Source organism: Pseudomonas spartinae (assembly GCF_965197125.1).
Lineage (GTDB): Bacteria > Pseudomonadota > Gammaproteobacteria > Pseudomonadales > Pseudomonadaceae > Aquipseudomonas > Aquipseudomonas composti_A.
The window spans coordinates 1-22,543 of sequence record NZ_CBDAMB010000014.1; the positions used below are offsets into that span (position 1 = coordinate 1).

Here is a 22,543-nt window from a genome sequence, read left to right on the forward strand (position 1 = left end):
TTGGGGTAAGAGCTTCGTTGGCGCATGGGAATCCCGGCGATAAGGGCTATCGCGTCCGCTTAAAAATACGCGGACACCATCGCCCTTAATGCTGGAGTTCGGAAGGTGACTTGGCTGGACGCTTACGCCCGGTAGCCCACCGATACTGGAGAGCCTAAATTCCTTACCGGCTCTCTGCATCAGGGTTGACCGTTGCACCTTTTCACCTGTGGGGGGGGAAACTATGGGATTGCCTGAAACTCGCCTGTGGCAAACCAGTTACTCTCCTTGATTCTAGCTAGTGCCGCCGCAGGGTCGGACGACCAGAGCACAAGGGCAAGTGACTCCTGGGCGCGGCTGCAGGTTACGTAAAGCAGCCGCAAGGTGCGGTCGATAGTCGTCTCTTTGCCCTGCTCTACGTTCTCTTTGTCCCGCTTGCTAAGCTCCACACCACCAAAAATCTTGTCGTAGGAAATAAGAAAACCACCAGCAAGGGCGTCATCCATCACAACCATGACGTGCATAAACTCGGAACCCTTGACCACCTGATGCGTTGCGAGAACTGAATTCCCAGCGAGGTAAGTTCGGTACAGTCTGAGTTGACTCCAGGGTGCGGCGAACAGCGCACACCACCCGCGACGCACCCTGGCCTGTTTGGACTCCTCCTCCCCTCGACCCGGTGCCGGAAGAGGTGGCGACTTGTCGGCATATGCTTCCGAGAGGCGATAATCGATTTCAAATAAGTTTGCGCTCAAGACCGGTGCGAGCACTTCCGCAATAGACGACTTCGGATTGCTGCAGGCGGTGGCAAATGCTGTGATGGCATTCAGCATCTCCTCCACGCGACTCGCTCGCGCGGCACATTCCTCCGGCATGTTGTCGAGGCTTCCATACCGACGAAACACCTCTGTGACCTTTAACTCGTTTACGACACCGTTAATACCTACGCACGCTTCTAATTGAGCAAGCTCGTTTAGGAGAACCTGCACGGCAGAAGGCCCCTTGTTATCACCACTGCCAGAAGGCGCTGCAGCGTCAGGATCTAGCAGGACCATTGCCTCATATACATCGAGAAACGAGCCACGAGTGGCGACGAGCTTGTGCTCCAGTGCGAGCAATTGGTACTGACCTTGATTCCAGGCGGCGGCCCCAGTGACTTCGTGCATCCGATCTGAGCACCAACGCTCGCCGAGCACTTTGTCCTTCGGAGAACGCGAAGTATCCCCCACAAAGATCCGAACCACGCCTCCGGCCTTTTCAGTTCTAGGATGCTGCTCCACACCGTTTGTAGGCTGCGTCCGACCGTCAAGCTCAGCCTCCCAAACTTTGTTAATGAGCGTGACGATTCGGCGCTGGCTGCGATGGTTCATCTGCAGCTCTGGCGTTGCCCAGTTCTGCGGGACAAGACTTGGAAGATCGGCGTGTCCGTGAGCATAAATGCGTTGTCGATGGTCACCGAGCAGTCCAAGAGTCAAGTCGCCCCCCTCCTGCTCAGCAAGCCCCATCAAGGCCTCTAGCACGCCTTTCATTGTGTCCTGCGACTCATCAATAAGAACTATGGGGTGACGATCTTTGAGAATGGTTTGGAGCGTAGGTTTATTTCGGAGTAGCCACGCTGTAGCGTCGAGGACATAGCTGTGCGCAAGCGCGCCGGGGCCGTACGTGTTGCGATCGGGATGGTAGATGAACACATCGGTCGCTCTAAAGGCCTCGATATCATCCTTGATTTCGTCAAGATCTCTCTGTTTAGCTGGCGTAATGCCTTTCGGCTTCGCTTGCGCCTCGGCAGTCTCTTTCGCGAGTTGAGCCTCTTTGACGGCAATAAGGGCTTCTCGAATATCATCGTTGAACCCGCTGATGAGCTCCCAACAAAACGAGTGGATCGTCGATACGCAGACTAAGTCGTTGTCACCGAGGCGTGCGTTGATGACCGAGACGGCATTCTTGGTGTATGTCACTACCCTAATCGAGCGCCCGTACATTCGCAGACGTCGTGCCAGCTGCTCGCCTTTATCGTGTTCGATGACGCCGGTAAGCCGCCGAAGAACTTCAACCAGAGTACGCGTTTTACCGGAACCGGCACCCGCAAAAAGGAAATAACTGCGCGGTGGCTCTTCAGTGAGGTAGCCGCAGATTTCCTCAACTACGCCGGCATCGCGGTCGTTGTCGCCAAGGGTCGGAACCACGGTCATGACATCAATTCCGAGTTGGGGTCCAGCTGTGTTTGAAGCCATTCCAAGGCATCCGCAATGTACTTAGGGCATGCAATTGGTTCGGCCGTCGCGACCATCTCAAAGATGCTTGCGGCGAAGTCTCCTTTATTGAATGAGCCATGCATGAGTTTGTGCAGAGCTGCGACCAAGTCTGAAATATTTTCATGGTCGGCAACCCGTCGAGCTACGGAGCCAAGCGCGCCTTTTGGCGGCTTAATTTTATTGCCATCGCCGTCGACCTTCTCATCCATAAGGCCTTTGAACCAAGGAATGTTCTTGAGAATAAGAGAGTCTTCAAAGGTGCTAGGCCAATGGTCGCCCGCTTCAGCCACGGGCAGTTGCCAGGCGAAACGCACTAAGCATTCAGCGACTTCGTTCCAAACAAGTTGTACCTCTGCTGGGCTCTTGAAATCTTCGAGCTGCTGCAGTTTAGGGTGCCATCCGCGCAGTGTCGGGTTCCCGCATTGCAGCCCGGCTTGGCCAGTATTAGCCACTGCAACTAGAGTCGTGGTCGGCTCACCATCCTTAGTTGGCTTGCCAGCTCTCTCTTCAACGGGGTCGACGTCGGTGATGATGACCGTAGGAATACGAAGCTTTTCCACAAGCGGCTTAAGCCGATGGGCGTGACTACCACCAATGTCCAGGAAGGACAGATAGCGGCTGTTGAGCACTTTGAAATCTCGTTCGATGAAAAGCGGTACCAGCATACGCTCAGCAACGCCTTCAACGAAAATTGCAGCGTTGGCAAACAAAAGATCAGTATGCTGAACGCGGAAATATCGCTCTGCGAATTGACGAGTCTTTTTGTCATCACCGAAAACTTGCCCAAGATTAACTACCTCGGTGGTCGGCATGAGATTTTCTGCGCTTTTCGCTATGCGGCGGACGTATCGTAATCGGTCAAAACACTCCGCATGCGCGAGATGGCTGGAGTGAGTACTGATAATTAACTGGCTTTTAAGTCCTGAAGCATCTTTCTCGTTCGGGCTGATCAGCTTGTGGGCCTTATCTGGAAAGATGCGCTGCACTTGAACATGGAGATGCGCCTCAGGCTCCTCAACCAATACCAGATGAACGGGTACCGGAGCGCCCTTTTCAGGCTTGAGTCGGGCAGTTTTGAAAGAAACCAGTTGATAGCTGAGCGATTGGAGATTTTGGTATCCGAGTCCTATGGAGTATTCGGGAAGAAGCTCTTCCAGTGAGTCCTTCTGCATGCTGTATTGAACAGCGGTCCCATGGTCGAGCAAATCAGCTGTCTGTATGCGCGTGCGGAAGCGAATCTCTTGGGGATCGTGCAACCCTGGATACCCGAGCTCTTTAACCTCCTCCACCGACGGAGCAATCGCCTCCTGAATCTTCTTGTCCAGCTCCTGCTGCGCCTCAGCGACCGCCTTAAGAAGATCTGCGCGATGTCCATGACCTGTTGTAGCAACATTAAGGTGTTGTCGAGCAAACTTGAGAAGTTGATTGGAGAACATGCCAACACGGTGAGGACCAGAAGCAGACCGAGAATCAGCTTCCTCACTGCCAAGACCCCGCTGCGCTGCTACGAAGTCAACATGTATCAGTTTCTGTAGATTTTTGCGCTCAATTGGACTGGCGTCTGCTGGCAGAGTCTGAGTCGCATAGGTTTCTAGCCCTTCCAGGGGGTTGTTGTCGGCATCTAGTTTGTATGCTCGGACTTGACCCAACTTGTGTGGCTCGCGTAACCAAAAGTCGAGGAGGTCAATGGGCCAGGCAAGCGAATCCGCCCCCATATCCTTCACTGGCAGTCGCGCCGTGTGGTATGCCCAAGCCAGCTGTTTCAACTCGTCAACGCTTGCAGCGGGCTCCAGACGCAACCGTACCCCAACGGCTCCGCCTTTCCAGCTGAATTTGGAGAGAAACGGGGCGACGTAGTGGAACATGCCAGCCTCCGCATCGAACCAGAGGTCCAACGTCGGCATGGCCGAGTGGATGATTCCGAGCTGCTCGATCCATTGCTCTTCGGACCCGGTCACTGTCGACGGATCTTCCTCTAGCACCTCCCAAGCTGTACCAAGCGCTCGCAACTTCGGCCACTGCGAGAGACTGATATCAAAAGCACCAAAGGGAGAGCCATCTGAAAGGAAGTGGCGTAGCGCTGCAAGAACCGATGTTTTGCCGCTATTGTTGGCGCCGACAAGAATAGTAGTCTTCTTGTCGACATCGAGCTGGACCTTACCAAGTCGCCGGAACTGACAAAGTTCTAGGAATCGAAGTGTGATGTTTCCGGCTACCGGCGTGGTGACAACTGCTTCTGGCATTGTGGTTCCTCTCAATCCATGGGGGGGCGCCAACTCAAAACAATATATCTGGCCGTCAGCTCCTGGCCGTTCTCTGCCGGTTGTGACCGACAGAGATTGTTCTTAGCAGACGTTCAACGCGTCACGGACGCTGAAGACTAATCGTTGTGTACTGCGCGAACGCCGATTACTCCTAACTACAAGACCATTCTCTTCTGTGCATTTGCTACAAGCTGAATAGCTTTCTGGGCCGAAAACTCTAACTCCGTGCAATCTTTGTCATCAAATTGCACAACAAATCCTATGGTAGTCCCTCCGACGGCACCTTGCCCTCGACGTATGTAGCGCGAGAAAAAGGCTATTGGCTTGCCGGGAATTTTCCAGTTGTCATACTCACAATATTTAGTGTAAAGCTCTTTGAGGAACTCAAAATCCTCAGGATCTGTAATGCCTTCTTCCTTGTGGGCATACTTGTCGCGCAAAGAATATACATATTCTTTCGCTTCTGCTTGCGAGGAGAATGCATGAGATCTGATAGCTATTGAATTTGGCATATTTGACCTCCAAGAAAATTTAAAAGCTAGGGAGCGTAATAATGCCTTAACTTAACTAATTAAAATTCTCATAGCGGGACTCTGCCTGATGAAAAGAAGGAGATATCGCCTCCATCAGGAGGTTTACCTAGAGAAGAATTCCTCTCCACTGAGAGGCGACCAGACAGCGGAACGGGCAGGTCTGGCTGGGCGTGCTTGCCGTGCGCTGCGAGCTGGTCTCGCGTGTCGTGCGCCCCGCGCAGGGCGAGCATGTCTTGCTGGTTTAGCGGGCCCGCCTGATGCATCTGGTGTGAAGAGCGCACCGCGACCATGTGAATCACGAATCCAGCCGTCTATGAACCAGCCCAGGTGCGCCCCAGAAAAGGCGTAGATGGATTCGTCCGAGATCCATGCGATTGGCCTGCCGTCATAGAGATAGATGGTGGGCTGGTCATTTTCATTATCGAACCAAGCAACTGCCCTTCCAGTCCGATCATAGAACGTCACATAGTCCATCGTGTCTGGCCTCCAGCCAATCGGAACTCAGATCATATCAGGTAGCCACCAGCATGGTTAGCGAAGATCCGTTTCTGGCCGACTTCTGCCGTATGCGAGGTGATTCCAGCATTTGTTACAGGCAGCATAGCGACTATTTGCGGGCGTTCCAGCAGCGTTAATATCGTGGCACTCGATTGTTAGTTCATCCTGATGTTGAAGCGCAGGCAGTAGCAATAGTCGTATCGACTGTAATCGACCCCACTAACGCAGCACTAGGTAAGGCGCGCCGTGCAAGGCGCCCAGCTAGTTCGCTGGAGCGTGTCGGCCAGGTATTCACATGCAGAGTCATAGGTAGATGCGGAATGGGGGTGGGATTCCAGATACCCCGCCGGTACACCAAGCGACCATCGACAAACCACCTGATTTCAGATGGATCCCACTCGATTGCATAGGTGTGAAGTGCGTCTGCTGCATCGAAGCCGAGGGGAATAAGGCTTGGCGTTCCTCGGTATCCGTAATCGAACTTTGCCCCGTCTCCGCCGGGATTGTAGAAAACGTTCACCAGCAGATGATCCGAACGATTCCCCACGATCTCGATATCAATCTCCTGTCGGGGCGTGTCACGGTGCAGAAAGAACCCTGTAACCAGGCCAGGAACTCTGGTTGCCTGCATCGAAACCTCAAACCTACCGAAAAGATACTTCTGGCAGCTCGAAATAGCTGCGGCGCTGAAGTCCCGGACGCCGAGTGCCTCCTCCTTAACAGTTAGGGTTATGCCTGAACCTGGTCGCACTGCGATGTTCTCGGGACGAAACAGGGCAAGGTTACCCGGAAACGTGTCGTCTCGGAGTAGCCAGCGCTCGGTATCAATGCATTCCAGTGAATCGTTAAACACAGCTCGATCTTTATCGCTACCAGCATGAGAAGCCGTTTTCCTAGAACGGATTCCCGGCCAACTTGGACGAGACTCCACCACCCAGGGCAAGGCGTCGTGCTTGAGATTCTTCCAGACGCTCAAGGTCGGGATATCTGGATCCTGATCCAAAAGTTCTTGCTGTCCAAAATCTTGAATTACGGGGTACGAGCAAACGGGTGGTGCACACATCAGATGCTCGCAAACGACACGCCATTTGCGCTTTTCATCCGAATGCAGCACCACCACGTCTGCGCCTTCAAGGCTGTCGAGCAAAGAGCGTACATATGCTTCATTGCATGCAAGTTCATTCGTGGTCACGATGAACTTGGCGTGAGTGTATTTAGTCCGCAGGGTGCTGATATGTTGAGCTAGGCAGCCAACATTGACGTATGCGTTGAATGTTCGGTTTACGGAGCCAGCCAACAAGCTTTCAAGTTCATAAATTGGTAACTTATCAAGGTCGCTGCAGCAGCGATATCCAAGCATCGACAGTGCCATGGCCAGAGAGGACGCTCCTGAACCTGCTGAGCCAAATGCAAAAACTGGCTGGGCTTTGGGGCGCTCGTGAAAGAGGGCTGCTCCCTCACTGTCGATGACCCCAATTTTGGTAAGGGACGGGAGAATAGAGTAGGAATTCGAGGAGTTGAGATCGCGCCGTTGGCCAATAATAGATTTGCGAACAGCCCTGACATCGAGCTTATTGAATTGATGATTAATCCATAAATCGATGGGGCCGCGACAGGGCAGCAACTCAAGCAGCTTGCGTGCCCCTTTTTTTGAGAGCACGTAACCAGAGAAGTACCAGAGTCCGCGCTCAGGTCTAAAAACGTTGCTAGATAGGAACTCCTTTCTGGCGCCGTTCTTCACTTCCTTATAGGACAAATAAAGAATATCGAACTGCGGTTCCTTTTGATCTGCGCCCGACATTTCCTTCCACGCTGTGTCGAGCAGCGAGCCAAAGCCGCGCTCAAAGTAAACATCGTCCTCAAGAACTAAGGCATACGCATGGGGGCCTTCGGCAATGAGTTGGCAAACCCGTATATGTGATTGAGCAACAGCAATCTCTGGGGGGCTCATTCGAATTGGGCGGTCAAGTTCAAACTCGTCCGGCAGAGCATTGGGCTGGGGCTCTACATACAACTGGTCGGCCAGGGTATAGAAGGGGTGTACATATTCATTGTCAATACTCCCCTCTGGCATTTCTCTAGCATCGATAGCTGAGAAACGCGTTGATTGCTCCGTAAGTTTTACGCCAGAGTCATCTACGATATGGTTTAATTCGCACATAACGTCAGACCATCTTACTGTCTCTCGGTCCAAGTTTATGACGTAGACCTGTCCGATACGCGCTTCAGTTCGGAAGGAAGAGGTGAATGTGCGAGAGCGCTGTGGTGGCAGGAGAAAGCGACTGCGCAGGAGCACAGAGTAAAACAGGCTTGCTACCGTCCGAAGAGGTCTGGCTAAGTTCATTTCTATCCTTTCCTTTCATCCTTGATTTTGCTTCTGATTTGACAGTCGCCAATTTCTTGAGTCATTCCTGTAGCTCAGATGCCACTTCGTAGATGCAGTTCTCTCCCAGTTGGAGAGTACGTAAAGACTTGATTCGATTTCGATATTTTCGGTATCTAATTCGAAAATCGATTTCGAAAGATTTCCAGGGCCAGTTGTCGACTGAATCTCCGGAAACTCGCCAACTGAATGCTCCAGAAGATGGGTTGATTGGGCTAGGGCTCTATCAATCACCGCGTGGCGGGGAGGTGCAATTAATGGGTTATTATTGAAATAGAAAATCCAGCTTGGGGAGTATGCCCCTTCGCTGGTGAATACCGCGGACTCCACCATCAATCCTGTCGTTACGTCATAGCACAGGGGCTGAATTTTCAATCGACCATCAATGAATAGTCTATCGATTGGAGATCCAATATACACGTCATCTGCATCCACATAGAAACCGCCTTCTACCGATATATAGCACAGGCGAAAGTAGTCCGACTGCATGGCGGGGTGATAGCACTTTTCGAACGCACTAACATGGCGCTCACCGAGCCGCTCACGTATGAATTGCTTCGCGTCTTCTTGATCGAAAAAAAGATAATTAAACCCTTGCGCTTCTAGCGCTTTCCAAGACTTCATGCAGTCGCATACATCGCTGGGTAACTGAGCCCGTTTGTGCCAGAACTGGACGATAGTTTTTGGAACGCCGCGGGAGTATTCGGGAGGCAATGGCTTGTCTCGGAAGGGGCTTTGGACCAGTTTTTTTATAAAGTCAGAGCGTCGGCGATGATCTTCTGGAGTGCCTGCCTTCTGGTCCATCGATGACTAAGTCCTTATTGTCGTGATGTTGAGATTTGAGTTTCTTAGCTATTTGGATAACTCAAAAGCGACTACGAAGTCTACTGCTCACATCGTCTGCAGGTGTAAGGCTAGATCATAAATGCATGCCAGCAACTCCTCCGAGGGCACAAACGGCTTTCAGCCTCGCTTGCAAATAGCCGGGCTCGCCAGTAGCACATAGAGAGGCGTTGGCTGGGCGTCTGCTCTTGGCCCAGGCTGTGTAAAAACGCAGTCGCTGCTCTGAGGTCTGCGTTGCTACGTGAAATCTGCAAACACTTGGTTAGTCAGCAGACCCAGATTTTGCAGGGGAGCGCCTATTTCCTTCCGTTGAAGGCCGCAAACTCGGTCCAGAAGCGTTTTTACACAGCCTCGGCCGCGTCCGGCCAGTTGCCAACTGACGAAACACGTTGCTGTCACCACCCGTGGTGACGCTCTCCCCTTCCCAAAGCAGGGGTTCTTGCCCCCTCAAAATCAAGAAAAATAGACGGTTTCCACCCGGCCGCTGCGCTGGGTGGAGCCTCCGCGATTTTTCCTGATTTTTTCACGACCGCCTTAGTCGCCCTAGTCGGCAGGGGTTCATGCGCAGCGCAAGCGCAGAACCCTGAAGACGAAGGAGCGAAAGCCATGAGCGAAGAAATCAGGATCTACGTTGCCGACCTGGCCGCCTACAACGCCGGTCATCTGCATGGCGTCTGGATCGACGCCACCCAGGAGCTGGACGATATCCAGGAACAGGTCGACGCCATGCTGGCGGCCTCGCCGGTCGAGGGGGCGGAGGAATACGCCATTCACGACTTCGAGGGCTTCGACGCCTACCGCCTCGGTGAGTACGAGGGCCTCGAAAGCGCCCACCAGATTGCGTGTTTCATCGAGGAGTACCCCGCGTTCGGCAGCGCCCTGCTCGCTCACTTCAACGACCTGGAGCAAGCGCGCAAGGCGGCTGAGGAAGATTACTGCGGCTGCTACAGCTCGCTGGCCGACTACGCCCAGGAGCTGACCGAGGAAACCAGCAGTATTCCGCCGCACCTGGTCATGTACATCGACTACCGCGCCATGGCCCGCGATATGGAATACAGCGGCGACGTGTTCACCCTGGAGACCGGCTTCAAGCAGGTGCATGTGTTCTGGAGTCGATAGACCAGCGAAAGGCACCGGGGAGACCCGGTGTCTTGTTTTTTGCGCCCCTGTCCTGCCGGCCACCCGCGCGCCCCACCCGCAAGGCTGATGCACCGGCAGGTGCCCCCGGCGATCAGCCTAAAGCAACCTCGTTGTACCGCCTGCCGATCGAGACCGTTACAGTCTTACCCAAATCCAGCGATCCGTATCCACGGTTTTACGGATTGGTGGGGAAGCGGGTCTGTACTTTTACGGATTTACGGAAAACCACCGATGCGGTTGTCCGGTTTTGCAGAAAGCCGTAGAACCGCACCTTCGGAGATTGCAGCCACACACGCCAAATGCCGCCCGTTGGGCGAGACTGCAAGACGCGAGCTCGCACACGAACAGGCCAGGGCCTACCAGTTAGGCCCACCTGTTTACCCTTGAGCCACGCTCAACGACAGCGGCCAGAAACGCCTCCAGAGCCCCTTATAACGCTCCAGCCGCGTTACCCCATCTTCCGCACCTCCCCAAGTCATCTGAAGCGTTTCAACGCGCTCCTGGACCGTTTCCGGCAAACGCACACTGGCCCCGAGGGTGATCATCGGCTCTAACTCCAGCACGAGGACGATGCGCCGCAGATTGTGACGCCTCTCCTGAGCGCAGTTATCTCGAACCTGCACTTACCCAGCTCCGGGATCGGCGCCTACCCTGGCCCAGGAAGCCGCTGAAACATCGCGGCGCTTGTACCCCAGACGACCTTGTCTCCGTCGCGTGCCGTCAACGGCACGGGGATATCTTCTGGAAAAGCTGTGAATTCAGTCGTGCTATCAGGCGCACGCCGGCACGTGCTATCAGGCGCATCACCCTCGTGCTATCAGGCGCACGAACTCCTCTGCAGGCCACGACTGGCCTGGCCTGTAGCCTCCCTTAACTTAACTAACTTAAAAGCTCTAACTTGTTATTGGGGCAGCACCCGTTTGTGGACAGCTGCTGATTTGGGCGGTTTGGCCGGGGAAATCCGGCCATGATCGTCGCCCTGCTCAACCAGAAAGGCGGGTGAGCAAGACCACCCTGGCCACCCATATCGCTGGCGAACTGGCCCTGAGCGGACAGAACGTCATCCTGCTCGATGCCGACCCGCAGGGCTCGGCACTAGACTGGACGCAACTGCGCAGCCAGCAGGGCTTATCCAGGCTGTTCAGCGCCGTCGGCCTGACGCGTGAGACGCTGCACCAGGAAGCCCCGGAGCTGGCTCGTCGATGATCACGTGATCATCGACGAGCCACCGCGCATCGCCGCCCTCGCCCGCTCAGCGTTGCTGGCGGCAGATCGCGTGTTGATGCCGGTGCAGCCAAGCCCCTACCACCTGTGGGCCAGCGCGGAGATGGTCAACCTGATCCGCGAGGCGCAGGTCTTCAGGCCCACGCTGCGCGCGGCGTTCGCCATCAACCGCCGCGTCAGCACCACAGCGATCGGCCGCGAAGTGCGCGGTGCCTTGGCCGACCAACCACTACCAGCGCTGCAGGCCGAGGTACGCCAGCGCATCGTATTCGCAGACAGCGTGGCATTCGGTCGCCTGGCATGTGAACTGGCAGCGGACAGCACCGCCGCGCGTGGGGTCATCAGTCTGGTAGACGAGCTACTGAGGTGGTTGCCATGAGCGCAAGCGCATCGGTATCGGTGAACGCCCATTGGCCGATCCGCAGGCCGAAGCCTGGATACGCCGGGGCGCCGCCGTCGACAGCGGCAAGGCCGAGCGCTACAGCGCCCGGCTGACGCTGGACGTGACGCCCGCACTGCGCACGCGGATCAAGCTGGCGGCCTTCGACCGTGGCGTGACGATAGCGGAAATGCTGCGCGAGGTGCTGAAGCAGCAGACCACATCATGACGCAGGGGACTCACCAGGCATGGCAACCGCTGACACTACTCGCAGGCAGTACACTCACCCTGGGTTGGGCAGCGCTCGCAACGTCGCCACCACGACTGATCTACAGCGTCCCTGCCGGCAGGTATCGCAATTCGCCGATCAACTCACTGTCGCCTGGCGATCTGATGCTGGTTCACCTAATGCAATGGCTGCGCAGCACGACTACCTGCTGGCGAACGCACCGCTGTTGAAGGCCGTGGTGACGATGGTACCGCAGCACATGTGCATGCAAGAGAGTCAGGTACGGTGCGCATCAATGGCGTCCTTGCTGGCAGGCTCTTGCGCAGAGATCGACAGGGTCGCGCGCTGCCAGCATGACACACCTACCGGCGCGCCTGGCTGCCGATGAACTGCTCCTGCTCAGCAGCACCAACCCGAAGTCATTCGACAGTCGCCACATCGGTCCGCTGTCTGTCAGCACGATGATCGTTCGGGTGCAGCTCTTGTGATCGAACTCATGTCGATGAGCTGTCGATTATCGCGTCGATCTAGATGTCGATAGCGCGTGCTCAGCCTGCGCATTCAAGCACTGCGGACCTGCGGATACCTCTGCCCTCGGCTACCGCCCAGCGACTGCGAAATCCTTAGTATCCCTTAGCCTGATTACCCTGCTCTGGCGCACAAAGGCACGGAAAAAGCGGAGGGCAAGATAAAAGGGGGCGGCACTTCGTTGGCCCGAAAAGCAGTCTGCACGAGGGTTGGAGACGGCACTCAATGCATGCAAAGGCGTGCCGTGCACAGCGCAAACGCCCGCCAGTGCTGGCTTTGGCGCGTGCCTAGCACTCCTCATTGCGATCAGCTTAGAACATACACACCCGACAACTTGGCTCTGGCGAGAGCCAAGTTGTCTGTCCCGGGCCACTGAGTGGCTCAATGCCATAGTCAAACTTTGCTCATGTTGGTTAAGCTGGCTTTGCTTACGCGCTACAAAGCCAAATATGGCTTACTCAGTGGACAGCGCTCACTGGTTGGAAAGGTCCGTGGAGTGACACGAAAGACATCAATTTCGCATATGTGAGAAGGCTGCCTGTTGCATTGCCGTCATATGACGAACAAACCGAAATAGTCCTCTGCGCCGATCAACTGAAAGCCAAGGTCGCCTCGACCAAAAACCGTATCGACCAACTGGGCCAAAGCATCCTGGCCAAGGACTTCCGAGATGAACTGCTTCCGCAAGATCCGGAATGACGAGCCAGCCAGCGTTTTGTTGGATCGAATCAAAGCCCAACGCGATGCAGCCCCCAAGACCAAGCGCGGGCAAAGGCGTCGGCCTGAGCGAAGGAGTAGCCATGCTCAATGCAGTTTTTTCAGGGAAGAAACGCGGTACCGGCCTACAGAATCAACAGACTGCACTGGAGCTGGCGGAGGGTGCAGAGGATGTGCTTACCGCCAGCGTCTTTGAGCGCCTGGCCTATCTGCCTGATGAGCTGTCGGCGGCGGTGCTGTCGGAGCTGCTCGGAACCCCCTTCGGTCCGCTACAGGCTATCGAGTACTGGCCGTCGTGGTATCTGCAGAATGGCACCCGCGTCGAGCCCGATGTGCTACTGCAGGACGCCCAGCACTGCGTGCTGATTGAGGCCAAGCGGCACGACTATGTGCGCCAGCAGAATGCCAGGCAACTGGCCAATCAGTTGCTAGCAGGTTGGCACGGGAATTACCTGGGCGATAGCTGCATTCTCATGACGTTGGGCGGCCTGGAGGATACGGGCGTAGCTGGCCGCCAGCGACTGCTTAGCGAGGTGCTGAACTTTCTGCCATCAGGCTGCCCAACTCGCTTCTCGCTGGTATGCCGCAGTTGGCAACAGCTGTATCAGGCGCTGGAAAGTCAGGTCGATCCGGACTCGCCAGCGGGCCTCCATCGCCTACTTGATGACATCGCCAAATGCTATGCCTGGCATGGTTTGAGAACTCATCCGATGCGCGAGTTGGTTGACCTACGCCCGCCAAGGCTCGACGTTCACCCTGGAGTATTCGCAGCATGGAGCCGCAAATGAGCACGAACCTGCAAGACGCCCTACTGGATGTACGCAAAGCCTATCGCCTGCTCGCCGACTACCAGCAACGCATGTTCGAGTTGCTGGGTTTTATCCGTGAGCGGCTGGGGGCAGAGGACTATTACCACAAGTACCTTTATCCACTGCCGCAAGGGCTGGCAGGGCTGGATAAACGTGACAACAGCGGCCTGCGCTACCTGCCCTTCTATGATCTGTCGGCGATCTGGCTGAAGAACCAGGGCCAGGACGCCCCCTGGGACAACCACATGCCAGGCGACTTGATGTTCGGTGCCTGGGTCCGTAGCGACACTGACTTCAACAAGTACTCGGGCAAGTTCAGGGGTTTACCTGCCGAGCAGAGCCGCAGTGTTCTGGTGTTGTCAGTCGTAGTCTGCGAAAAGCCCATGGCCAAGCCATGCAACTGGTACGGAAAAATCTGGGACTACATGGGCTACCCAGAGGACGACGAAGTTAATGACACCGATGTCTATGGCTACCGCTGCTACGCCAAATCGATTGATCTAGAACAACTATCAGATCGCGACGCAATTGAAACAGCCATCGCTGACTGGTGCACCCGCGCCAGCCAGAAGCTGAATACGCCTATTGCCTCCTGAACAATTGGAGGAGTGAACCGACGCCGCTCTTTACTGTATCCAAGAGGCGAAAAATACAATGCCGACCAGAAAAATTGAGTGCGATAACGAACTGTTTCTCAGCTTGCGCAAGGCCTCCCCGGAGGAAGTTGACATGCTGGTGGACGTCATTACCGATTTCGCTAGAGGCCGCGCCGGCCTGAGTGCGGAGCACAAGAAAACACTCGTGAAGGCCAAGCACGCATCCAGACCCAATGGATACTCCGAAGACCAGCTCATTTTGCTGGGACATGAATTGCAGCAGTTCGGCGGCCATTCGGCATTCAACCTTGCACGCCGCCTGCTCCAAAAACCTGCAATTGAATACACGGAAGTAGTCAACGACGTTTACCGGAAGCTAAACGGAGATCAGGCGAATCACAAGACGTTGGCGGACAAGGAGCGTGAGATAGCCCTGGCTCTGTTCGGGGAAAATTGGCGCGAACTGCCTCCAAGAGAGCGGTTCGAAAGAAGTACCAGCGTCAAGGTGCTTTCAGGCTTATTCAAGTTGAAAGACGCTCTGCCTCTCGGCGGGGCGGGTGTGCTAGTCGGTCTCTCGGCTGCAAACAGTGCAGCCTTGTTCAAAGTGGCCTCCACAGGAATGAGACTGAACCCTGTCGGTCTGGCGGCCACAGCGGGCATTGGCCTCAACAGTGCGGCCACGGAGGCCTACCGCGTAACCATTCCTTTCGTTGCCCAGATGGGGTGGATACGGCTCCAACGAGAAGCAAACTCATCTAATCAGGCCGCGCCCCACACAACAACGCCACAGGCCGATGAGGACGTGTATAGGTCGGACATTGTACTGCGCGATGAGAACGACGGTACGCTGATGAAAATTCGCATCATCGAGCGATCCTCAGACCAAACGGGCCTGCCGATGTCGCCAGAGCAGGTCAGCGCACTAAACCCTCTGCTATCCAATGTGCCGGGGCTTGCAGCCCTGGCCGAGCTACGCCACGGAAACTATGTGGTGTGCAGTCTACCCTTCGATATGCTCACCAAAAGCACTAGCAACGATGGGAGTGTGAGAGCCTTCGTCACCAAAGGTGGGCGAATCACCGAGCACGCCCATCTATCGATGCCGGACAGCTTGCAGAACGTAATGATCAGCGGTGCGGTATGGAACGCACTTTCCTCGGCAGTAGGCCAGAAACACCTGCACGATATCAACGAAAAACTAACCGCTATAAAACGCCAGTTGGATGCCGTCCAGAAAGAACTAGAACACCAACGCTGGGAAAAACTGGCGGGACTACTGGATTACGTGCAAAGCCTGCTGGATCACTACCCGCAGGAAGGCGTCACCGATTTGGCCCTGACCGTCCTGGAAATGCGACAAGCAGAAATGATCGAACTGGCACAGTTCTTCGAGCGGAAGATGAAGGAAGAATTGGAACTCGCCGAGGGTGTGGAAGCCGACAAGGTCTTTGGCGTCAAAGCATCCCGAATGGCATTACAGGAAAGCCTTACCAGAATGAACAATTGGGTCAGTGGCTACCTCCAGGTCACTCAACTACAAGTCGTCAGTGCTGCTTTACGTTACATGTCACAGCCACGCGGGATCTACCGAAGCGCTGCAGCCAAGGTACTTGAAAACCTAGGTCAACTCAGCGCCACGGCTAACGAAAGCCGCAAGGTCTATGGTTCCCAGATGGAACTGACAAGCTCACGAGTATTCAGACTTGAGGAGTCAAAGAGCGAGCAGTTCACCATGAGCCTAGATTCGCTGACCAGCACATTAGCCACTGGCCCCCTGGAAACGCGCCGGCTCCACCGAATGCTGTTCGAGCAAGGGGAGCACCAAGTGTTGCTGCAGATTGAAAACGGACAATTCACAAAGGGAAGGTTGCTAGATCCGCACATTTGAGTAAGAGGCCGGGGATGTCTAACGGAGCGGGGGTAGTCCAGTAAAGTAGCTTGGCATCGACATTCGTCTCGGATAGACGTTTCACGGGCTGCCCCCGCGATCAATCATGTCAGAAGTATCGCATGGAGTTGGGCGCGCTTTTACACAGCATGGGACCGGAAGCAGCCCGTGCACCAGACTACGCTACAGCAAGGTGCATCACCTGGTATTGAAATCCACTCTCTTTCCCCATGGAGCTACATCATGGAGATAGCGATGGATACTTCTGCGCGAACAGCTGAGATTATAGATACCGCCTCTGACCATTCCCTCCCCTTACCGGGCACGGAAGCCTACGAGTCGCTTCCGCAGTTCCCGAAGGGCAGCCCCCTTCCCTTCCGGCGCACAATCCGCAAGCATGAGCTGAGGCAGATAGTCCCCCTGGCTGAATCAACGATCTACGAGATGGAGCGTCGTGGCGAGTTCCCCAGGCGCTTCAACCTGACACCACGTTGCGTGGTCTGGGATCTGGCCGAGGTGGAGGCCTGGATCGAGGAGCGCAAGCAGGCGCCTCGGGTCAATATCAGCAAGCCGGACGTTTACCTGAGGAAAACCCGCCCTGTCCGGGCGGGCTCAAACCAAGCATGAAGTCGGCGCCGTCCTCATCCGACAAGGGCCTGGAGTTCCTTGGAGGCAGGACGCGTTAGCCGTCGTTCTTCCTTGGCTAGGTTGACCTGCAGGGCCACCTGAGCCACATCCAAGACACCGCCAGGCAGCAAATAGCTGCCTTTGGCTTGCAGCCAGGTCAGCACGTCTGCCAGGTGCCAGATCGATGCACTGCCCTCATGTACCGGCGCAGGGAAGCTGCTCGGATAAGCCAACATCAGTTTGCGCATGTTCTGGCGCGACACGCCGACGATCTCCGCCACATCGGTGAGACCGACCAGATCCGGTGCCACCTCGATCAGCCTGGCCGACGGTACCGCACTGCGTACGTCGGCCAGGGCACTGCGCACAGCCGCCTCAGCGTTATCCGCCTCACGGGTGAACTCCAGCGCCAGCCGGCCTGGCTGGCCAATGCCGATCAAGGCATCGTCGCAGCCGGCCTCGCCGAGGCGCTCGACCAACGCTTCCGGGTCACGGTCATCGTCGGCCAGTTGGTATTTCAGTGTGAAGATGTATTCCATAGCGCTACTCCTCTGCACCCTCTGCGGTCTGCCGCTGTTTACGGTGCGTGGTGCAGTTGTCGACAACGCGCCGAAGGGCACGCGCATGGTTGCCTGGGTTCTTCGGTGTGCTCCACACACTGGCGATGCAGAATTCGCCACAGCGACACTCTTCATCGTTGTAGGGACAGTAGATTCGTCCCCAAGCGTGGCTACCACCTAGCTCTATGCGCCAGCCCTGCTCTTCGGCATGCCTGAGTGCTTCTTCGACCTCTTTCTTCGAGTGAGAAGGACGGGTCATCAGTGATCTCCAGTATTCGCATGATCGGCAAGGTTGTCAACTGACAACCTTGCGCTTTCCTTAAACCGTGGCACTTAATACCGGCACCACAACGCTGTCCGGCAGCAGTTGGGGAACATGAGTGCGGCCGTCGATCCAGGCGTCGATCATGTCCGCCCACTCTTGAAGCATGTGCCGGCGCTGCTCCGCGTACTCGGCCTTGTTGTAGACCGAGCGCGAGGAGCGGCCATCTTCGTGAGCCAGGCATTTCTCGATCCAGTCGCCGTTGAAGCCCACCTCGTTGAGCAGCGTGGAGCCAGTCCTGCGAAGGTCGTGGACGGTGAACGGCTCCAACGGCAGGCCTGCTTCCTTCGCACGGGAGGCAATGAGCTGGGTGATGCGGTTCAGGGTGGCGTGCGACATGCAACGGTAGATGTCATAGCGCGAGGGCAACACATAGCGGGAACCGGCCGCACAGGTGTGCAGGGCCACGAAGATGTCCAAGGCCTGGCGCGACAGGTAGACAACATGCGGGTTACGCCCCTTCATCCGCTCCTTGGAGATCGTCCAGGTAGCGCTCTCGAAGTCCACCTCGTCCCAGGTTGCCTCGATCAGCTCGCTCTTGCGTACTAAGGTCAGCAGCACCAGCCGCAAGGCCAGCTTGATCGTGGGATACGCGGCGATTGTCTCCAGTTGATGGAAGGCCAGCCGAATTTCGGTCGGGCTCAGCGCCCGGTCCTTCGGCGCGAAAATAGCGATGGAAGACGCCTTAACGTCGTCAGCCGGATTCTCGACCTTCTCGCCATGCAAGATCGCGAACGCGTAGACCTGTTTCACGATGTCGCGAATATGGACCGCAGTTGCCGGGGCCCCGCGAGCCTTCACCTTGGCACACAGGGCTCGCAGATCGTCAGGGGTGATTTCGGTCAGCAGCCGACTTTCGAAGACCGGCAGGATGTCGCGGTCGATGATGCTTTTGCGCATCGCACGCGTGCTATCGGCCATGCGCGCACCGGCCAACCACTTCGTCAGCGTTTCACCGAAATTCTTGGCTGCGTTGAGGCGCCGCTTAGCGCGCTGCTTCTCAAGAGAGGGAGACTTGCCCAGGGCGACCATGCGCTTGGCATCGAGCAGCTTCTCGCGAGCCATGGCCAGGGAAATGCCAGTTGGCCCATAGCGCCCAATGGTCAGCGTTTCTCGGCGTCCATTGAGACGGTAGTCGTAGCGAAAGGTGACGGTACCGGTAGGCGATACCGTCACGTACATACCATCGCGGTCGAAGGCCTTGTACAGCTTGGACTTGGGCTTGAGATTGCGCAGTTTGGTATCAGTAAGCATCGAGGTTTTTACTCCTGTTCATGACGGCTTTTACCGTCAAGGGTCAGGAGACCTGTTGATGCCGGGAAAGCCGCACGGGGCAAGCTTTCCCAAGGAGCGATTTACCGTCAAAGACCGGTTTTGACCGGATAGTAAACAGAACGGTCTCAATCCGACCGCTGTTTACTACCGTCACCGCTACCGCCAATCCGTTCTGCTAATCGGCGATAGGCCTCGATAACCATTGCAACGAATTTCCTTTTAAATCAACACGTTGCAATTGGCTATCGATACATCTCAATGAGCCCAGAAGGACCCTACATCATTCCCACTCAATCGTCGCTGGCGGCTTGCTCGATACGTCGTAAGTGACGCGGGAGATGCCTTCGATTTCGTTGATGATGCGGCCGCTAACGGTCTCCAGCAGCTCGTAGGGCAGGTGCGCCCAGCGTGCAGTCATGAAGTCCACGGTTTCCACCGCGCGCAGGGCCACGACCCAGGCGTAGCGGCGGCCGTCACCGACAACACCGACGGATTTCACCGGCTGGAACACCACGAAAGCCTGGCTGGTCTTGTGGTACCAGTCAGCCTTGCGCAGCTCTTCGATGAAGATGTGGTCGGCACGACGCAGGATGTCGGCGTATTCCTTCTTCACTTCGCCGAGGATGCGCACGCCCAGACCCGGGCCCGGGAACGGGTGACGGTAGACCATGTCGTACGGCAGGCCCAATTCCAGACCGATCTTGCGTACTTCGTCCTTGAACAGCTCACGCAGCGGCTCGACCAGCTTGAGGTTCATTTCCTCCGGCAGGCCGCCGACGTTGTGGTGGCTCTTGATCACGTGGGCCTTGCCGCTCTTGGCGCCAGCCGACTCGATCACGTCCGGGTAGATGGTGCCCTGAGCGAGGAAGCGGATGTTGTCCAGCTTGCTGGCCTCGGCATCGAACACGTCGATGAAGGTGCGACCGATGATCTTGCGCTTCTTCTCCGGGTCGGCTTCGCCGGCCAGGTTGCCGAGGAACTGCTCTTCGGCGTTGGCGCGGATGACCTTGACGCCCATGTTCTCGGCGAACATGGCCATGACCTGGTCGCCTTCGTGCAGGCGCAGCAGGCCGTTGTCGACGAACACGCAGGTCAGCTGATCACCGATGGCCTTGTGCAGCAGCGCCGCGACCACCGAGGAGTCCACGCCGCCGGACAGGCCGAGCAGCACGTTGGCATCGCCGACCTGGGCGCGCACCGCAGCAACTGCGTCTTCAACGATGTTGGCCGGGGTCCACAGGGCTTCGCAGCCGCTGATTTCCAGCACGAAGCGCGAGAGGATACGACCGCCCTGCTTGGTGTGGGTCACTTCCGGGTGGAACTGCACGCCGTAGTAGTGGCGAGTGTCGTCGCACATGGCGGCGATCGGACAGCTCGGGGTGCTGGCGAGAATGTGGAAACCTTCCGGCAAGCGGGTGACCTTGTCGCCGTGGCTCATCCACACGTCCAGACCGAATACGCCATCGGCGTCGACGTGATCTTCGATACCGGCCAGCAGTTGGCTCTTGCCGACCACGTCGACCCGGGCATAACCGAACTCACGCAGCTCGGAGCCTTCCACCTTGCCGCCGAGCTGCTCGGCCATGGTCTGCATGCCGTAGCAGATGCCCAGTACCGGCACCTGCAGGTCGAACACCGCCTGCGGCGCACGCGGGCTATTGGCTTCGTGCACCGACTCCGGGCCACCGGCGAGGATAATGCCGCGCGGGGCGAAGGCGCGAATGTCCTCGTCGCTCATGTCCCAGGGGTGCAGTTCGCAATAGACGCCAATCTCGCGCACGCGACGGGCGATCAGTTGGGTGTACTGGGAACCGAAGTCCAGAATGAGGATGCGGTGGGCGTGAATGTCGTGGGCCATGGCCGTCTCTCGTAGGTATTCACAAATGACACGGGGCTGATCGAACAGCCCCGTTATTCATACATTGCGGCGAATCAACCAACTCTGTAGTTGGGTGCCTCTTTGGTGATCTGCACATCATGGACGTGCGATTCGGCCATGCCGGCACCAGTGATACGCACGAACTCTGGCTTGGTGCGCATTTCCTCGACGGTGGCGCAGCCGGTGTAGCCCATGGAAGCGCGCAGGCCACCCATCAGCTGGTGGACGATGGCAGCCATGGCGCCCTTGTAAGGTACGCGGCCTTCGATGCCTTCCGGTACCAGCTTCTCGGCACCGGCCGAGGAGTCCTGGAAATAGCGGTCGCTCGAGCCTTGCGCCTGGGCCATGGCACCCAGCGAACCCATGCCACGGTATGCCTTGTAGGAACGGCCCTGGAACAGCTCGACTTCGCCCGGAGCCTCTTCGGTACCGGCCAGCATGGAACCGATCATCACGGCGGAAGCACCGGCAACGATGGCCTTGGACAGGTCACCGGAGAAGCGGATGCCACCGTCGGCGATCAGCGGTACACCAGTGCCGGCCAGGGCGGCGGCGACATTGGCCACTGCGCTGATCTGCGGTACGCCGACACCGGCGACGATACGGGTGGTGCAGATCGAACCTGGGCCGATGCCAACCTTGACGCCATCGGCGCCGGCTTCGACCAGTGCCTTGGCCGCTGCGCCAGTGGCGATGTTGCCACCGATCACCTGGACCTCCGGGAAGGTCTCCTTGACCCAGCGCACGCGGTCGATCACGCCCTTGGAGTGGCCGTGAGCGGTGTCGACGATGATCACGTCGACGCCGGCATTGACCAGAGCAGCGACGCGGTCAGCGGTGTCGGCACCGGTACCAACGGCAGCACCAACGCGCAGGCGACCCTGGTCGTCCTTGCTCGCCAGCGGATAGGCCTTGGCTTTCTCGATGTCCTTGACGGTCATCATGCCCTTGAGGGCGAAAGCGTCATCGACGATCAGCACTTTCTCGATGCGGTGCTTGTGCAGCAGCTCGCGTACGACTTCCTTGGAAGCGCCTTCCTTGACGGTGACCAGGCGTTCTTTCGGGGTCATCACGTCACGCACCAGGGCGTCCAGACGATTCTCGAAGCGTACGTCGCGGGAGGTGACGATACCGACCAGATCACCATTGGAAAGCACCGGTACGCCGGAAATGTTGTTCTGACGGGTCAGCTCGAACAGGTCACGCACGGTGGCGTCGGCTTCGATGGTGATCGGGTCCTTGACCACGCCGGCCTCGAATTTCTTGACCTTGCGCACTTCGGCAGCCTGCTGCTCGACGGTCATGTTCTTGTGGATGATACCGATGCCGCCTTCCTGGGCCATGGCGATGGCCAGACGTGCTTCGGTGACGGTGTCCATGGCAGCGGACAGCAGGGGGATGTTCAGTTCGATGCCGCGGGTCAGGCGGGTCTTCAGGCTGACGTCCTTGGGCAGAACCTCGGAGTAACCCGGGATAAGCAGGACGTCGTCGAAAGTGAGTGCTTCTTGGCTGATGCGCAGCATGGAGGGCTCCCGAGCGGGAAAATAAGAAGCGCGGCATTATACCCAGCCACCTCATTTCACTCAATGCAAAGTGTGTGTCTAGGCAGTCATAC

General features: G+C 56.8%; 18 protein-coding genes and 1 pseudogene. 8 read left to right on the forward strand and 11 right to left on the reverse strand.

What is annotated here, in order from left to right:
* Window positions 1-221: 221 nt before the first annotated feature.
* The 6 genes from ACN8M7_RS22705 to ACN8M7_RS22730 all read right to left on the reverse strand — a co-directional run bounded on the left by ACN8M7_RS22705 (window position 222) and on the right by ACN8M7_RS22730 (window position 8,716).
* A complete protein-coding gene (locus ACN8M7_RS22705) occupies window positions 222-2,171 on the reverse strand; it encodes a UvrD-helicase domain-containing protein (protein ID WP_490262241.1) in 1,950 nt (649 codons plus the stop codon).
* Window positions 2,168-4,477 carry an AAA family ATPase gene (locus ACN8M7_RS22710; protein WP_490262242.1) on the reverse strand — a complete coding sequence of 770 codons (2,310 nt, stop codon included), beginning with the start codon at window positions 4,475-4,477 and terminating at the stop codon, window positions 2,168-2,170. Before ACN8M7_RS22710 ends, ACN8M7_RS22705 begins: the two co-directional genes overlap by 4 nt.
* A 176-nt stretch (window positions 4,478-4,653) precedes the next feature.
* Complete coding sequence (locus ACN8M7_RS22715; RefSeq protein WP_490262243.1) at window positions 4,654-5,010, reverse strand: hypothetical protein; 357 nt, start codon at window positions 5,008-5,010, stop codon at window positions 4,654-4,656.
* A gap of 123 nt (window positions 5,011-5,133) precedes the next feature.
* On the reverse strand, window positions 5,134-5,505 hold the full coding sequence (locus tag ACN8M7_RS22720; protein ID WP_490262244.1) for a 4-fold beta flower protein: 372 nt from the start codon (window positions 5,503-5,505) through the stop codon (window positions 5,134-5,136).
* A 184-nt stretch (window positions 5,506-5,689) separates the two neighbouring features.
* Window positions 5,690-7,873 carry a family 16 glycosylhydrolase gene (locus tag ACN8M7_RS22725; RefSeq protein WP_490262245.1) on the reverse strand — a complete coding sequence of 728 codons (2,184 nt, stop codon included), beginning with the start codon at window positions 7,871-7,873 and terminating at the stop codon, window positions 5,690-5,692.
* Between the two features lie 15 nt (window positions 7,874-7,888).
* Window positions 7,889-8,716: a glycosyltransferase family 32 protein gene (locus ACN8M7_RS22730; RefSeq protein ID WP_490262246.1), complete on the reverse strand. Its 828-nt coding sequence runs from the start codon at window positions 8,714-8,716 to the stop codon at window positions 7,889-7,891.
* 645 nt (window positions 8,717-9,361) lie between these two features.
* Between ACN8M7_RS22730 and ACN8M7_RS22735 the strand changes: the two genes are divergently transcribed.
* From ACN8M7_RS22735 to ACN8M7_RS22770, 8 genes and pseudogenes are all read left to right on the forward strand, one after another.
* Window positions 9,362-9,874, forward strand: coding sequence for an antirestriction protein ArdA (locus ACN8M7_RS22735; protein ID WP_490262247.1), 513 nt, complete (start codon window positions 9,362-9,364; stop codon window positions 9,872-9,874).
* Window positions 9,875-10,862: 988 nt separating this feature from the next.
* Window positions 10,863-11,498: pseudogene (gene parA, locus ACN8M7_RS22740) on the forward strand (ParA family partition ATPase).
* Between the two features lie 31 nt (window positions 11,499-11,529).
* Window positions 11,530-11,727, forward strand: coding sequence for a hypothetical protein (locus ACN8M7_RS22745; protein WP_280090300.1), 198 nt, complete (start codon window positions 11,530-11,532; stop codon window positions 11,725-11,727).
* A gap of 353 nt (window positions 11,728-12,080) precedes the next feature.
* The gene (locus ACN8M7_RS22750; protein WP_280090301.1) at window positions 12,081-12,215 is read left to right on the forward strand and encodes a S26 family signal peptidase; all 135 of its coding nucleotides are present in this window, start codon (window positions 12,081-12,083) and stop codon (window positions 12,213-12,215) included.
* An 840-nt stretch (window positions 12,216-13,055) separates the two neighbouring features.
* A complete protein-coding gene (locus tag ACN8M7_RS22755) occupies window positions 13,056-13,760 on the forward strand; it encodes an F-box domain-containing protein (RefSeq protein ID WP_490262248.1) in 705 nt (234 codons plus the stop codon).
* On the forward strand, window positions 13,757-14,377 hold the full coding sequence (locus ACN8M7_RS22760) for a hypothetical protein (RefSeq protein ID WP_490262249.1): 621 nt from the start codon (window positions 13,757-13,759) through the stop codon (window positions 14,375-14,377). The genes ACN8M7_RS22755 and ACN8M7_RS22760 overlap by 4 nt, the downstream gene beginning before the upstream one ends.
* A gap of 133 nt (window positions 14,378-14,510) precedes the next feature.
* The gene (locus tag ACN8M7_RS22765; RefSeq protein ID WP_490262250.1) at window positions 14,511-16,265 is read left to right on the forward strand and encodes a hypothetical protein; all 1,755 of its coding nucleotides are present in this window, start codon (window positions 14,511-14,513) and stop codon (window positions 16,263-16,265) included.
* 243 nt (window positions 16,266-16,508) lie between these two features.
* On the forward strand, window positions 16,509-16,892 hold the full coding sequence (locus ACN8M7_RS22770) for a helix-turn-helix transcriptional regulator (RefSeq protein ID WP_490262251.1): 384 nt from the start codon (window positions 16,509-16,511) through the stop codon (window positions 16,890-16,892).
* Between the two features lie 14 nt (window positions 16,893-16,906).
* Here the strand turns inward: ACN8M7_RS22770 and ACN8M7_RS22775 are convergent, their stop codons facing one another.
* The 5 genes from ACN8M7_RS22775 to guaB all read right to left on the reverse strand — a co-directional run bounded on the left by ACN8M7_RS22775 (window position 16,907) and on the right by guaB (window position 22,451).
* Complete coding sequence (locus ACN8M7_RS22775) at window positions 16,907-17,431, reverse strand: helix-turn-helix transcriptional regulator (RefSeq protein ID WP_490262252.1); 525 nt, start codon at window positions 17,429-17,431, stop codon at window positions 16,907-16,909.
* Window positions 17,432-17,435: 4 nt separating this feature from the next.
* Window positions 17,436-17,711 (reverse strand): hypothetical protein, encoded by a 276-nt coding sequence (locus ACN8M7_RS22780; RefSeq protein WP_490262253.1) that lies wholly within the window; start codon window positions 17,709-17,711, stop codon window positions 17,436-17,438.
* A 60-nt stretch (window positions 17,712-17,771) separates the two neighbouring features.
* Window positions 17,772-19,028: a tyrosine-type recombinase/integrase gene (locus tag ACN8M7_RS22785; protein WP_490262254.1), complete on the reverse strand. Its 1,257-nt coding sequence runs from the start codon at window positions 19,026-19,028 to the stop codon at window positions 17,772-17,774.
* A gap of 301 nt (window positions 19,029-19,329) precedes the next feature.
* The gene (gene guaA, locus ACN8M7_RS22790; RefSeq protein WP_490262255.1) at window positions 19,330-20,907 is read right to left on the reverse strand and encodes a glutamine-hydrolyzing GMP synthase; all 1,578 of its coding nucleotides are present in this window, start codon (window positions 20,905-20,907) and stop codon (window positions 19,330-19,332) included.
* 74 nt (window positions 20,908-20,981) lie between these two features.
* The gene (gene guaB / locus ACN8M7_RS22795) at window positions 20,982-22,451 is read right to left on the reverse strand and encodes an IMP dehydrogenase (RefSeq protein ID WP_061241155.1); all 1,470 of its coding nucleotides are present in this window, start codon (window positions 22,449-22,451) and stop codon (window positions 20,982-20,984) included.
* Window positions 22,452-22,543 lie beyond the last annotated feature (92 nt).

What these genes read in the sequence shown, in the direction of transcription:
- ACN8M7_RS22765 (WP_490262250.1), top strand. Translation starts at nt 14,511, where the DNA reads ATGCTGGTGGACGTCATTACCGATTTCGCTAGAGGCCGCGCCGGCCTG.
- ACN8M7_RS22720 (WP_490262244.1), bottom strand. Translation starts at nt 5,505, where the DNA reads ATGGACTATGTGACGTTCTATGATCGGACTGGAAGGGCAGTTGCTTGG.
- ACN8M7_RS22710 (WP_490262242.1), bottom strand. Translation starts at nt 4,477, where the DNA reads ATGCCAGAAGCAGTTGTCACCACGCCGGTAGCCGGAAACATCACACTT.
- ACN8M7_RS22770 (WP_490262251.1), top strand. Translation starts at nt 16,509, where the DNA reads ATGGAGATAGCGATGGATACTTCTGCGCGAACAGCTGAGATTATAGAT.
- ACN8M7_RS22725 (WP_490262245.1), bottom strand. Translation starts at nt 7,873, where the DNA reads ATGAACTTAGCCAGACCTCTTCGGACGGTAGCAAGCCTGTTTTACTCT.
- ACN8M7_RS22775 (WP_490262252.1), bottom strand. Translation starts at nt 17,431, where the DNA reads ATGGAATACATCTTCACACTGAAATACCAACTGGCCGACGATGACCGT.
- ACN8M7_RS22735 (WP_490262247.1), top strand. Translation starts at nt 9,362, where the DNA reads ATGAGCGAAGAAATCAGGATCTACGTTGCCGACCTGGCCGCCTACAAC.
- ACN8M7_RS22780 (WP_490262253.1), bottom strand. Translation starts at nt 17,711, where the DNA reads ATGACCCGTCCTTCTCACTCGAAGAAAGAGGTCGAAGAAGCACTCAGG.
- ACN8M7_RS22715 (WP_490262243.1), bottom strand. Translation starts at nt 5,010, where the DNA reads ATGCCAAATTCAATAGCTATCAGATCTCATGCATTCTCCTCGCAAGCA.
- ACN8M7_RS22760 (WP_490262249.1), top strand. Translation starts at nt 13,757, where the DNA reads ATGAGCACGAACCTGCAAGACGCCCTACTGGATGTACGCAAAGCCTAT.
- ACN8M7_RS22785 (WP_490262254.1), bottom strand. Translation starts at nt 19,028, where the DNA reads ATGCTTACTGATACCAAACTGCGCAATCTCAAGCCCAAGTCCAAGCTG.
- ACN8M7_RS22705 (WP_490262241.1), bottom strand. Translation starts at nt 2,171, where the DNA reads ATGACCGTGGTTCCGACCCTTGGCGACAACGACCGCGATGCCGGCGTA.
- guaA (WP_490262255.1), bottom strand. Translation starts at nt 20,907, where the DNA reads ATGGCCCACGACATTCACGCCCACCGCATCCTCATTCTGGACTTCGGT.
- guaB (WP_061241155.1), bottom strand. Translation starts at nt 22,451, where the DNA reads ATGCTGCGCATCAGCCAAGAAGCACTCACTTTCGACGACGTCCTGCTT.
- ACN8M7_RS22730 (WP_490262246.1), bottom strand. Translation starts at nt 8,716, where the DNA reads ATGGACCAGAAGGCAGGCACTCCAGAAGATCATCGCCGACGCTCTGAC.
- ACN8M7_RS22750 (WP_280090301.1), top strand. Translation starts at nt 12,081, where the DNA reads ATGACACACCTACCGGCGCGCCTGGCTGCCGATGAACTGCTCCTGCTC.
- ACN8M7_RS22755 (WP_490262248.1), top strand. Translation starts at nt 13,056, where the DNA reads ATGCTCAATGCAGTTTTTTCAGGGAAGAAACGCGGTACCGGCCTACAG.